This window comes from Methylobacterium sp., from assembly GCF_019750675.1.
Lineage (GTDB): Bacteria > Pseudomonadota > Alphaproteobacteria > Rhizobiales > Beijerinckiaceae > Methylobacterium.
The window spans coordinates 1-12,337 of the sequence record NZ_JAIEOF010000007.1 but is presented as its reverse complement, the minus strand read 5'-3'; the positions used below and the strand labels follow the sequence as shown (position 1 = coordinate 12,337).

Annotated in this window: 10 protein-coding genes and 1 pseudogene; 6 read left to right on the top strand and 5 right to left on the bottom strand. The window is 71.7% G+C overall.

The annotated features are described in order from the left end of the window. Positions 1 to 897 (top strand): histone deacetylase family protein (locus K2X24_RS00280; RefSeq protein WP_292493588.1); only part of this gene is annotated, 897 nt, incomplete at its 5' end. Between the two features lie 61 nt (positions 898 to 958). Continuing rightward, positions 959 to 1,768, top strand: a complete 810-nt coding sequence (locus tag K2X24_RS00275; protein ID WP_292493586.1) for an endonuclease/exonuclease/phosphatase family protein — start codon at positions 959 to 961, stop codon at positions 1,766 to 1,768. Here the strand turns inward: K2X24_RS00275 and K2X24_RS00270 are convergent. The 3 genes from K2X24_RS00270 to K2X24_RS00260 all read right to left on the bottom strand — a co-directional run bounded on the left by K2X24_RS00270 (position 1,686) and on the right by K2X24_RS00260 (position 5,974). Next, positions 1,686 to 3,131: a phospholipase D-like domain-containing protein gene (locus K2X24_RS00270; protein ID WP_292493584.1), complete on the bottom strand. Its 1,446-nt coding sequence runs from the start codon at positions 3,129 to 3,131 to the stop codon at positions 1,686 to 1,688. The genes K2X24_RS00275 and K2X24_RS00270 overlap by 83 nt on opposite strands. Positions 3,132 to 3,361: 230 nt before the next feature. After that, positions 3,362 to 4,390, bottom strand: a complete 1,029-nt coding sequence (locus tag K2X24_RS00265) for a catalase family peroxidase (RefSeq protein WP_292493582.1) — start codon at positions 4,388 to 4,390, stop codon at positions 3,362 to 3,364. 234 nt (positions 4,391 to 4,624) lie between these two features. Next, positions 4,625 to 5,974 (bottom strand): dicarboxylate/amino acid:cation symporter, encoded by a 1,350-nt coding sequence (locus tag K2X24_RS00260; RefSeq protein WP_292493580.1) that lies wholly within the window; start codon positions 5,972 to 5,974, stop codon positions 4,625 to 4,627. 361 nt (positions 5,975 to 6,335) lie between these two features. On the opposite strand from K2X24_RS00260, the gene K2X24_RS00255 reads away from it, so the two are divergent. Both K2X24_RS00255 and K2X24_RS00250 read left to right on the top strand, forming a co-directional pair. Further along, positions 6,336 to 8,234, top strand: coding sequence for an ATP-binding protein (locus K2X24_RS00255; protein WP_292493578.1), 1,899 nt, complete (start codon positions 6,336 to 6,338; stop codon positions 8,232 to 8,234). Then, a complete protein-coding gene (locus K2X24_RS00250) occupies positions 8,231 to 9,589 on the top strand; it encodes a sigma-54 dependent transcriptional regulator (RefSeq protein ID WP_292493576.1) in 1,359 nt (452 codons plus the stop codon). The genes K2X24_RS00255 and K2X24_RS00250 overlap by 4 nt, the downstream gene beginning before the upstream one ends. Positions 9,590 to 9,614: 25 nt before the next feature. On the opposite strand, the gene K2X24_RS00245 is transcribed toward K2X24_RS00250, so the two are convergent. Together K2X24_RS00245 and K2X24_RS00240 are read right to left on the bottom strand one after the other, a co-directional pair. After that, entirely contained in the window at positions 9,615 to 10,253 is a 639-nt protein-coding gene (locus K2X24_RS00245) for a DNA-3-methyladenine glycosylase 2 family protein (RefSeq protein WP_292493574.1), read from the bottom strand. A gap of 62 nt (positions 10,254 to 10,315) precedes the next feature. Continuing rightward, positions 10,316 to 10,585, bottom strand: coding sequence for a hypothetical protein (locus K2X24_RS00240; RefSeq protein WP_243913537.1), 270 nt, complete (start codon positions 10,583 to 10,585; stop codon positions 10,316 to 10,318). Between the two features lie 305 nt (positions 10,586 to 10,890). Between K2X24_RS00240 and K2X24_RS00235 the strand changes: the two genes are divergently transcribed. Together K2X24_RS00235 and K2X24_RS00230 are read left to right on the top strand one after the other, a co-directional pair. Continuing rightward, complete coding sequence (locus K2X24_RS00235; RefSeq protein ID WP_292493571.1) at positions 10,891 to 12,114, top strand: MFS transporter; 1,224 nt, start codon at positions 10,891 to 10,893, stop codon at positions 12,112 to 12,114. Beyond that, positions 12,111 to 12,337: pseudogene (locus tag K2X24_RS00230) on the top strand (siderophore-iron reductase FhuF); the annotation flags it as partial. The gene K2X24_RS00235 and the pseudogene K2X24_RS00230, both read left to right, overlap by 4 nt.

The following is a 12,337-nucleotide window of genomic DNA, read 5'->3' as shown; positions in this document are numbered from 1 at the left end:
CGCGCGCATCGTACCCCGCACGGGCATCCGGAGCGGCCAGAGCGCATGCAGGCGGTCCAGGACGCGCTGGCGCCGGAGGCCTTCGCGTCCCTCGACCGGCGTTCGCCCGAGCCCGCCAGCCTGGAGACGGTCGCCCTCGCGCATCCCGAGGAATGGGTGCGGGCGATGGTGAAGGCGGCCCCGGCCGAGGGACTGGTCCACGTGGATTCCGACACCGTGCTGTCGCCCGGCACCATCGACTGCGTGCTGCGCGGCGTCGGCGCCGCCGTGGCGGGGGTGGATGCCGTGATGGCCCGCGAGGCCCGCAATGCCTTCTCGGCCATGCGCCCGCCGGGCCACCATGCCGAGCGCACCCGCGCCATGGGCTTCTGCCTGTTCAACAACGCCGCCATCGCGGCCCGGCACGCGCGGGTGGTCCATGGGGCCGAGCGCGTCGCCATCGTCGACTGGGACGTGCACCACGGCAACGGCAGCCAGGACATCTTCTGGGACGACCCGTCGGTGCTGTTCTGCTCGACCCACCAGATGCCGCTCTATCCGGGCACCGGCGCGGTCTCGGAGGCGGGCGAGCACGACACCATCGTCAACGCGCCCCTCAAGCCCGGCGCCGACGGGGAGCGCTTTCGCGAGGCGTTCGAGGCCCGCGTCCTGCCGCGGCTCCGGGATTTCCGGCCGGACCTCATCGTCATCTCGGCCGGCTTCGACGCGCATTGGCGCGACCCCCTGGCCAACCTGATGCTGGAGGCGGAGGATTTCGCCTGGGCGACCCGGCAGGTCATGGCAATCGCCGAGCAGGCTTGCGACGGGCGCATCGTCTCGGTGCTGGAGGGCGGCTACGACCTCCGGGGCCTGGCCGAATCCACCGCCGCGCACGTGGCGGCCCTGATGGAAGCGTGAGGCCCCGCAAAGCCGCGCCCTTGGGCTTTCCGCGGCGCGCCGCTGACCCACCTATGGGCCGATGCTGAACGATCGCCGCCTCGCGCGCCTGACCGCCCGTGCCCTCCAGACCTCGCAAGGGCGACCCGGTCAGGGTAGGCCGGGCATCGCCAAGATCGTGAGCTGGAACCTGCTGCGGCGGGTCGGGGCCAACGTCGCCGGCATCGCCGCGCTGATCGAGCGCGAGCGGCCCGACCTCGTTCTGATGCAGGAGGCCACCCGGGACATCGAGGCGCTCACCGCCAAGGTCGGGGGCCATTACGCCTGGGCGCAGATGCCGGGGCGCATCCACGGCCTCGCCGTCTGGAGCCCGACGCCCTTCGCCGTCACCCCGAAGGCGATCGCGCTGCCGGCCGGCACCCTGTTCGACCGGGTCGCTCAAGTGATCGATCTCGGCGCGTTCGGTGTGGCCAACGTGCATCTCTCACACGGGCAGGTGCTCAACCGGCGGCAGCTGCGCTGCATCGAGCAGAGCCTGCCGGAGCGCGCCGCCGTGATCGGCGACTACAACCTCGTCGGGCCGCCCCTGCTGCCCGGCTTCCACGATGTCGGGCCGCGTCTGCCCACCCACGCCATGGCGCGGGTGGTGCCCCTGCGGCTCGACCGTTGCCTGGTGCGGGGCCTGGTCTGTCACGGGCGCAGCGTGCTGCCGCGCGGGGCGTCCGACCACCGGCCGATCATCGTCCATCTCGCCCCGACCCAGGAGGCCGTGCAGCGCAAGGCGTCCGGTCGGCTGACCGAGGACGAGGCTACAGGTATGGCAGCAGTAATCGGACGCCTGCGTCGCGCAGCCGGACGGGGAGCCCGCGCTGCGCTAGCGTCTCGCGGGTGAGGCGTAGCGACATCTTCTCCCGCATGAAGGCATCGAGGCGCCCGGCCAGTGCGGTATCGTAGACCTCGACGTTGAGTTCGAAGTTCAGGCGGAAGCTGCGCGTGTCCCAGTTGGCGCTGCCGATGAAGCACCAGGCATCGTCGACCACGAGGAGCTTGGCGTGGTCGAAGGGCGGGTCGTCGAGCCAGATCCGCACGTCGCTGGCCAGCAGCGGGTCTACGTGCGCCCGCGTCGCCCAGTCCACCACGGCGTGGTCGCTCGCCATCGGGATGATGACGTCGACGGTGATCCCCCGCAGGGCGGCGAGGGAGAGCGCGCTCACCAGCACCTCGCTCGGCAGGAAGTAGGGCGTCATCAGGCGGATGCTGCGCTCCGCGCAGGAGATCGCCTCCAGCACCACGAGCTCGATCTTGCGCAGGTCCGCGTCCGGTCCGGAGGTGACCACGCGCGCCTGCGTCCCGCCCTGCGGCTCGAGGGCCGGAAACCAGTCCGGTCCCTCGAGCTCCTCGTCCATCACGAAGGCCCAGTCGCTGGCGAAGGCCGCCGTGAGCTGGGCCACCACCGGCCCCCGGATCCGGAAATGCACGTCGCGCACGGGCTCGGGCGGGTTCAGGGCCACCCGGTTCTCGTCCGCGATGTTGATGCCGCCGGTGAAGGCCAGCGTCCCATCGACGATGAGCAGCTTCTTGTGGGTGCGCAGGTTCAGGAACGGCATCCGCCAGGGCAGGACGGTGTGCATGAAGCGCCCCGAGGGCAGGCCCCGGCGGCGCAGGCCCCGGTAGATCGCGTCGATGAAATAGCCGCTGCCGACGCCGTCCACGAGGACGCGCACCGCGACGCCCCTCTCCTGCGCCGCCTGCAGGGCGTCGAGGAAGTCGCGCCCGATCCCGTCCTTGCGGAATATGTAGCTCGACAGGGCGATGGAACGGGTCGCGCCCGCGATCGCCTCCAGCATCGCCGGATAGACGGCGTCGCCGTTGCGCAGGGTCTCGATGCGGTTGCCGGCCTGAAGGGGCAGGGCGGTGATGCGCCGGACCGCATGGTCGAGGGGCCGGAAGCGCGCCGGCAAGGCGGGGCCGGCGGTGGCCCGGTCCCCGTCCGCCGGGTACGGCTGGGACGGCTTGATGCGCAACTTCTGCGCCCGGCGCGTGACGCGGTTGACGCCGAAAAATGCGTAGAGCGCGCTCCCGAACAGGGGCGAGAGCCAGACGAGGCCGATCCAGCCGGTCGCCGCCCCGACCTCGCGCTTGCGCAACAGGATGTGGATCGTCAGGAGCGCGGACAACCCGGCCCCGAGGAGCCACAGGATCTCGGTCCGGACCGACGCCTGCCCGCCGAGCCATGTCAGCAATGCCTGTTCCAACGCCGTGTCCGATCCCGCAAGGTCGCCGGGGGATACGTCAATGCAGGCGGGAGCGCCAATGCGGATCGGCAACGAAAAAGGGCCGCGGCGGCCGGAGGCTCAGGTGCGCGTACATCCGGCGTCACCTGGCATCCGGGCACCGAGGCCCCGTCCGGTCCGCCTTAACGGTCCGGCCTGATCCGACTTTGCGGCATCAGGGTTAACGAACCCTCAACGCCTGTCCGGATTCCTCAGTTCGAGCGGCGCGAGAGCGAGATCGCGTAGGCCGGCGAGCGGATCGCGAACATCGGGTCGTCGGCCGGGCCCGCGACCCCGGCAGGCAGGTCGACGACGGGATCGAAGGTGGCGCTGTCGCAGGTGGCGGCGGGCTCCAGGGCGGTGATCGCCAGGGTGCCGAGCTTGACCGACTTGCGGCTCTCCTCGGGCCACTGCACCGTCGGATCGTTGGTCGGGTCGCCGGCTTCCCCGAGGATGGCCACGAGGTCGAAGCGCGCCGGTCCCTGCGCGAGGCGCTCCTTCAGCTCGTCGGCGTAGAAGGCGTCCGGCTTGGCCTTGACCTCGTCGTCGCTGAGGCCGAGCTGGCCCGCCGCCGCCACGGTCTTCAGCTTGGCCACCGTCGCGGTGCCCTTGGCGTCCGTGAGCGTGTAGGCGTGTACGCCCCAGTAATCGACGCCCGCATAGCTCGCCGGCACGGGCCGCGCGTTGAGCCAAGCCGCCTGCCGGGTCGTCTCGGGGTTGGCCGCCCCGAACGCCTTGATCTTCTCCGCGTCCGGCTTCCCGTCCGGACCGGGCGCGCGCACGGTGGCGAAGTCGAGGAGCTGCTGCGGGGTCTTCGTGCCGAAGACCGGCGCGGAGATGAACACGAACACCATGTCGCCGGCCGGGTCCGCGATGCGCATGGAGAAGCCGCGCGTCACCGGCTTGGCCTTGTCGGAGACCTTCGGATTGCTGCCGCCCATGGAGAACCGGGCCGTCATCGGCAGGGGCTTCTCCGCGTTGGCCTTGGCGAAGTGGGGTGCCTTGGACAGGCTTGGCGCCTCGGCGGAGGGGGTGAAGGTGCCCTTCACGCAGACGCCCTTGGCGCCGCTGCCGCGCACGTTCGGCTGGTTGCCGCCGGCCTTGAACAGGGCGTCCACGATGGCCTGGGTATCGACCTCCTGAGGGGCGCCGGTCGGCGCGGGAGCGGTCTGGGCGGAGGCGGCGCCGAGGCCCGCGAGGAGCGACAGGGAGGCGGCGAACGGAATCAGGCGAATCGACATGTCGGGGCGGACTCCGAATCGGGACGGGCGGATGAACATAGGCCCGGCACGCTGCGATCCGGCGCGCAGTTTGGAAAGGCTTCAAGGCGTGCTGCGAGCGTCGGCCCGCTCACAAACCCGTGAGGGGAAACGAAAAACCCGCCCGGGCGACGGAGCGTGGTGCTCCGCGTGCCCGTGCGGGTTCGCGATTTTGGGTCGGGGCCGGCCTCTGCGGGCCGGCCCCGAAATCTCGTCTCAGACCGCCGGCTGCAGGGCCGGAGCCGGGAGATCCGAATCCAGGGGCATCGGGTTGCCGCCGAGGGCCGCGTCGAGCTTGGCCATGTCGACCTCGCCTTCCCAGCGGGCGACCACGATGCAGGCCACCGCGTTACCGATGAAGTTGGTCAGCGCGCGGCACTCGGACATGAAGCGGTCCACGCCGAGGATCAGCGCCATGCCGACGACCGGCACCGAAGGGACCACCGCCAGCGTCGCCGCCAGGGTGATGAAGCCGGAGCCGGTGACGCCGGCCGCACCCTTCGAGGAGAGCATCGCCACGAGGAGGAGGAGGGCCTGCTCGCCGTAGCTCAGGGGGGTGTCCGTGGCCTGGGCGATGAAGAGCGCCGCCATCGTCATGTAGATGTTGGTGCCGTCGAGGTTGAACGAGTAGCCGGTGGGGACCACGAGGCCGACCACAGGCTTGGAGCAGCCGGCGCGCTCCATCTTCTCGAGAAGCGAGGGCAGGGCCGACTCGGAGGAGGAGGTGCCGAGCACGAGGAGCAGCTCTTCCTTGATGTAGCGGATGAGCTTGATGATCGAGAAGCCGTTGTAGCGGGCGACCGCGCCGAGCACGCCGAGCACGAAGATGGCGGAGGTCAGGTAGAAGGCGCCGACGAGGTAGGCGAGGTTGGCCAGCGATGCGATGCCGTACTTGCCGATGGTGAAGGCCATGGCGCCGAAGGCGCCGATGGGGGCGACCTTCATGATGATGTGGACGACGCCGAAGACCGCCTCGGACAGGATCTTGATGAAGTCGAGGACCGGCTTGCCGCGATCGCCCAGGAAGGCGAGGCCGAAGCCGAACAGCACCGAGAAGAACAGCACCTGAAGGATCTCGCCGCCCGAGAACGCACCCACCGCCGTGGAGGGGATGATGTTCATGAGGAAGTCGGTGATCGTCTGCGTCTTCGCCTTGTCGGCGTACATCGCGATCGACTTCGGATCGAGGGACTTGGGATCGATGTGCATGCCCGCGCCCGGCTGGACGAGGTTGGCCACGATCAGGCCGACGATGAGCGCCAGCGTCGAGAAGGTGATGAAGTAGATCAGGGCCTTGCCGCCTACGCGGCCGACCTTCTCGAGATTGGTCATGCCGGCGATGCCGGAGACCACGGTGAGGAAGATCACCGGCGCGATGATCATCTTGACGAGCTTGATGAAGGCGTCGCCGAGCGGCTTCATGTCCGCGCCGACCTGGGGATAGAAGTGGCCGAGCGTGATGCCGATGATCACGGCGACGATCACCTGGAAATACAGGGTCCGGTAGATCGGCTTGGGCTTCGGCGGGGCGTGCGGGGCGGTGAGGGGCAGTGGTACGGCAGCCATGTGGGCGTTCTCCCGGTGGGTGTCTCGAAGGGTTGACGGTTCGGCGCCGGGGCATGGCCCCGTCACCGTCCGCTCTTGGTCTTGGCGCCTCGGGGTCCGGGCCGTCCCGGTCGCGCCCCGGCGGGTCGCGATGACGGGAGGTCGAACCCTCCGGCAAACAGCCCTGCAGAGCGTGCAGGGCTGCGATACCCTCCCGGAATGGCAACCGGCGTGCCAGCCCGGGAACCCGCGAAACTTTTTCTTAAATACCTGAAAAGAGGATGGTTTTTTCCGTGATGCCCGCACCCTCCCGAACGCGCCTTGCGAAATTCCGGACGTGGGGCCGGAAATCCGTCCGGAAATTCGCAGCGGTCTGCAGCGCATGAGGCCGCTGGCCCCGTCCGATGCGCTGCGCCGCGTGCGGGCGCATGCGCCCGATCGGCAGAGCCTGTTCTTCCTGGCGAGCCTCGCCGCGATCCTGCTGGCGGCGTGGGCGGCCGGACGGGTCGCCGCGCGCTGGGCCATGGATGACCTCCGGCGCACCGCGCAGGCGGCCATCGCCCTCCAGGTCGGGGCCCTCGGGGCCGAGATGCAGAAGCAGACCTCCCTGCCGCTGGCGCTCGCGGCCGACCCCGAGATCGCCGCGGCGGCGCAGGGGACGTCCGACGCCGGTCTCGTCGCGCGCGTGAACCGGCGCCTCGCCGAGGTGGCCAACGCCACCGGCTCGGCCGTGATCTACGTGATCCGCCCCGACGGGATCACCGTGGCGGCGAGCAACGCGGAATCCCCGGGCAGCTTCCTCGGCCGCGACTACGCGTTCCGGCCCTACTTCCGGGAAGCCATGCGGGACGGGGCGGGCTCGCAATTCGCCCTCGGCACCGTGAGCGGGCGCGCCGGCCTCTACCTGTCCCGCCGCATCGGCACCGCCGGCGGCGTGGTGGTGGTCAAGATCGAGTTCGACGCCGTCGAGGCGGGCTGGCGCGCGGCCGAGGACGCGGTCTTCGTCACCGATGCGCGCGGCATCGTCCTCGTGGCGAGCGATCCGGCCTGGCGCTTCACCACCCTCCGGCAGATCGGCGAGGCCGAGCGCCGACGCATCCGCGAGGCCCTGGATTTCGGCGACGCTCCCCTCGGGCCGGTGCCGCTCCATCCCATTCCGGGCAGCGAGGACCTGGCGCGGGCGGGCCGGGGGGCGCAGCCCGCCCGCGTGGTCCTGCGCCTCGATGCGCCGATCCCCGGCACCGGCTGGCGGCTCCACACCCTGACCCCCCTCGGCGGCACGGTGGAGCGCGAGCGGGTGCAGGCCTGGATCATCGCCGGCCTCCTCACGGGCCTCGCCTGCCTCGGCCTCGGCGCGCTGGCCGGCCGCGGCCGGCGCAACCGCGAACGCCTCGTGCGGGCCTCCGCGCAGCGGGACGCCCTGGAGGCCCGCGTGCGGGAGCGGACCCTGGAACTTACCGACGCCAACCGGCTCCTGCGCCTCGAGATCGAGGAGCGCCAGCGGGCGGAGGCCGAGCGCGAGCGCCTCGGCCGCGAACTCGCCCAGGCCGGGCGCCTCGCGGCTTTGGGCCAGTTCGCCGCCAGCATGGCCCACGAGATCAACCAGCCGCTGGCCGCCATCCGCTCCTACGCCGACAACGCCGCCATCCTGGTCCGGCGCGGCCGTGCCGACGAGGCGGCGGAGAACGCCGTCGCCATCGGCCGGCTCACCGACCGCATCGGCGGGCTGACGCGCCAGCTCAAGGGGTTCGCCCGGCGGGCCTCGGCCAAGCGCGAGCCGGTGGCGCTGGCCGGCATCCTGAACAACAGCCTGGAACTCGTGGAGGCGCGGGCTGCGTCCGCCGGTCTGCGCCTCGCCGTGGAGCCCGGTGCCCCCGATCTGGCGGTGCTCGGCGACGGGCCGCGCCTGGAGCAGGTGGTGGTGAACCTGCTCCAGAACGCCCTCGATGCGGTGGCGGGCCGCCCCGGGGCGCGGGTCGGCCTGCGGGTGCGCGAGGCCGAGCCCGGCCGCATCGCCGTGGAGGTCCACGACAACGGTCCGGGCATGCCCGAGGCGGTGCGGGCGCAGGTGTTCGATGCCTTCTTCACCACCAAGTCGGACGGGCTCGGCCTCGGACTCGCCATCGCCCGCGGAATCGTCGAGGATTGCGGTGGAAGCCTCACCGCCCTGGACGATCCGGCGGGGGGCACGATCTTCCGCGTGGATCTGGCGAAGGCCCCGGCACAAGGGGCCGCCGAGACGGGCGGACCGGCGGCTGCGCCGGTGGAGGAAGCGACGTGAGCGAGACAGGGGCAGGGCCGTCCGCGGCCGAACGGGTCGTCTTCATCGACGACGAGGCGGAGGTGTGCCGGGCCAACCGGCAGAGCCTGGAACTCGACGGCTACCGGGTGGAGACCTTCGGGGCCGCCGCACCCGCCCTGACGGCGATCCTGGCCGATCCGCCCGGCCTCGTGATCACAGACGTGCGCCTGCCCGACCTCGACGGGAACGCCCTGTTCGCGCGCCTGCGGGCCATCGATCCGGAACTGCCCGTGATCCTGATCACCGGCCACGGCGATATCCGCATGGCGGTGGCGGCGATGCGCGACGGCGCCTACGACTTCCTGGCCAAGCCCTACCCGGCCGAAGCCCTGCTCGCCTCGGCGCGGCGCGCCCTCGACCGGCGCCGCCTCGTCTTGGAGAACCGCCGCCTGCGCGCCCGCCTCGACGCGGCTCTGGAGGAGGACCCGGCCTTCCTCGGGGTCTCCCCCGAGATCGTGCGCCTGCGCAAGCTCGTGCGCGAGGTGGCCCAAGCCGATGTCGACGTCCTCGTCTTCGGCGAGACCGGCTCGGGCAAGGAGGTGGTGGCGAGCGCCCTGCACCGCTGGGGCCGGCGGGCCAAGCGCAACTTCGTGGCGATGAATTGCGGCGCGCTGCCCGACAGCGTCGTGGAGAGCGAATTGTTCGGTCACGAGGCCGGTGCCTTCACAGGCGCCCTGAAGCGGCGCGTCGGCCGCATCGAGCACGCTCAAGGCGGCACCCTGTTCCTCGACGAGATCGAGAGCATGCCCCTCGGCCTCCAGGTGAAGATCCTGCGCGTGCTCCAGGAGCGGGTGGTCGAGCCTCTGGGGAGCAACGACATCCTGCCCATCGACATGCGCGTGGTGGCGGCCACCAAGGTGGATCTCGGCCAGGCGGCGGCGCAGGGCACCTTCCGGGACGACCTCTACCATCGGCTCAACGTGATCACGATCGCCATCCCGCCCCTGCGCGACCGGCGCGAGGACGTGATGCTGCTGTTCCAGGAGTTCCTGCGCCGCGCCTCGGCGCGCTTCAAGCGCGAAGTCCCGGCGGTGAGCGCCCACGCGATGGACCACCTGCGCCGGCACGACTGGCCGGGCAACGTGCGCGAACTCGGCCACTTCGCCGAGCGCTACGCCCTCGGGCTCGGGCAGTCGGACTTCTCGGCGCCCGAGCCGGCGGCCGCCGGGACCCTCGCCGAGCAGGTCGACCGCTTCGAGCGCGGGCTGATCCGCGAGGAGCTCATCGTGGCCGCCGGCGACGTGCGGCTCGCCGCCGAATCCCTCGGCACCCCGCGCAAGACCCTCTACGACAAGATCGCCCGCCACGGCCTGACGCCGACGGATTACCGCTGACCCCGGTCCGGCGTTGTGCCGGCGCTCAGGTCGCCGCCGGGCCGGGTACGGGCAGGCCGAATTTCAGATCCTTGATGCGCCAAGCGTAGCGCGCGAGCCAAGAGCGGTGGGGCGCGAAGGCGGCGGCGAACGCCGTGGTGTCATCGCAGCCGGTGAGGCGCCGCAGGGACCCGACCGCGGCGACGTCGCCCACCGGCCAGATGTCGGGATCGCCGTAATGGAAGATGCCGATCATGTCGGCGGTCCAGGGCCCGACCCCCTTGATTCGGCACAGGATGGCCGAGCGCTCGGCATGGGTCATCGCGGCGAGGCTGTCATCCAGGTGACCCATGGCCTCGGCTGCGCGAATGGCTTGAAGCGCCCGGACCTTGTTGCCCGAGAGGCCGCAGGCCCGAAGCAGATCCGTGTGTTCGGGAACGAAGAGGTCGCGCGGCACCAGTCCCAGCCCGGCGGCGGCGACCTCGATCCGGGCCCGGATCGCGTTGGCGGCGCGGATGGAGAGTTGCTGGTTCACGACCTCGACACAGAGGCGCGCAGCGACATCGGTGCGGCTCGGCGGCTCGATCGCCAGAGGACCGACCACCGCGATCGCCTCGGCCAGGGGCGGGGAGACGCGCGCCGCGATGGCCAGAACGTGGTGATGCAGGTGGTCAGGATCGTGCACGGTGTCGTCCCGCGCGAGGCAACCGGGTGCCCGGCCCCGTCGGGCCGGGCGTCGGGCCCGCCTTAGCGGTCGCGGCGCTCGCGACGCTCCATGCGCTCCTCGCGGCGCTCCATGCGATCCTCGCGACGGTCCGGATCGACGCCGAGGACACCGCCGACCGTGCCGGTCGCCGCACCCACGGCACCGCCGACGATGCCGCCCACGGGGCCGGCGGCGCGGTTGCCGTCCTCGGCGCCACGCTCGGCGCCGCGCAGGGTGCCCTGCGCCTGGGCGGTGCCCGAGAGGGCGACGGGGGTGAGGATGAGGGCGGCGGCGATGATGATGTTCTTCATGGAAGAGCTTCCTTTATGACGTGCGGTCACGCCCGGCGGGCCGGGCAGGCATGCCGGGTCAACGGCCGAGCGCCGGAAAGGTCCCATCGCGGATGGATTTCGTCGCCTTCAGGCCCCGGCCGCTTGCAAGGGGCCAGCCAATCGGCCCCGTGCCGGCAGGCATCCGATCGGTCGAAGCCCAGTTTTTAACCGGTCTAGTTAAAGTATTGAGGCGTTGATCTACGAATAAACCTTCGCCATGGTCGCCGCCGATGCGACCGGGTCCAGTCACGCACACGCCAATCCGTTCCGGCCCGTCCGCGACCATGCGGGCTGGCGCCGCCCTGGCGGAAATCCGGCCCCTGGCGCCGTTCTTCTGCCTGTACGTCTCGTTCGGCGCCACCCTCGGCTTCCTATCCGGCGCCGTGCCGCTGATCCTGCGGGCGCAGGGACTGGACCTGACCGAAGTCGGCCTGCTCCAGCTCATCAACCTGCCGGTCGGCCTCACCTTCCTGTGGGCGCTCGCCCTCGACCGCCTCCGTCTGCCGGTCCTACCGCATCGGACGGGCTGGATCGCGGCCGCGCAGGCCGCGACGATCGGGCTGCTCTGCCTGCTGTCGCTGGGCGAGCACTGGCCCCTGGCGGCGCTGCTCGGGCTCGCCATCGCGGCCTGCGCGGGCAGCGCCACCATGGACATCGCCCTGGAAGCCCTGGTGGTCGAGACCGTGCCGGCGGACCGGCGCGCCTTCATGGCTTCGGCCAAGCTCGGCGGCGCCTCCCTGGGCGGTATCCTCGGCGTGGGGGTGCTGGTGGGCGCCTACGAGACCTTGGGCTGGGCCAACGCCGTGCTGGCCTGTGCGGCCCTCAACCTCGCCTGCCTCCTGCCGATCCTGCGCTATCCGGAGACGCGCCTGCGGGGTTCGAGCGCGCGCGACAGGACGCCGGAGCGCCTCGCCGGGGCCCTGTCCCGCCTGCGCACCCTCGTGCCCCGCATTCTGGCGCTCGGGGCCTACTTCGCCGCGGCCTACCTCATTTCCGGTCCCAACACCCTGGCGCTCCTCGACCTCGGGGTGAGCCTGCCGCAGGTCGGCTTCCTCACCGGCACCGTGTTGCCGGCCGTGAACCTCGTCATGGCCCTGGTGGCGGGCGGCCTCGCCGCGCGCTTCGGCACCCTCCGGCTGATCGCGGCGGGCGGCCTCGGCGTGCTCGCCACGGGCGGGCTGATGGCGGCGGCCTGCGCCGCCGGGGCGGCCTGGCTCGCCGTCGCCGCCACCGTCCTGAACTTCCTTTGCGGGGGCATCCTCGGGGTGCCGGTCTTCCGGATGATCTACACCTGGGCCCAGGGGCCGCGCCCGGCCACGGACTACGCCCTGCTGTTCGGGGCGGCCTTCTTCGCAGCGATGCCCCTGCGGGTCGCCGCGCCGGCCATCGCGGGCGGGCTCGGCTGGCCGGGCTACTTCGCCGCCGTTCTGCCGGTCTACGCCTTCGCGGTCGCCTGGCTCGCGGTTACGATCGCCCGCACGGGGCCCGAACCGGGGCCGGCTTCATGATGCCCGACGTCCTGATCGCCGAGGTCGCCGCCCGCGTGCCGGACTCCCTCGGCGCCTACCGGGGCAGCGTCGCGGCCAGGCCCGGCGGGCCCGGGGCGCGGCCCCTGACCGCCCTGCGGGACCCGGCCGTGTTCGACGCGACCCTCGCGGCCTTCGGCGCCGGCTTCGGGGCGGTCGACCGCCGCATCCTCGTCTCGTACTGGAGCCAGTTCTACTTCGCCGC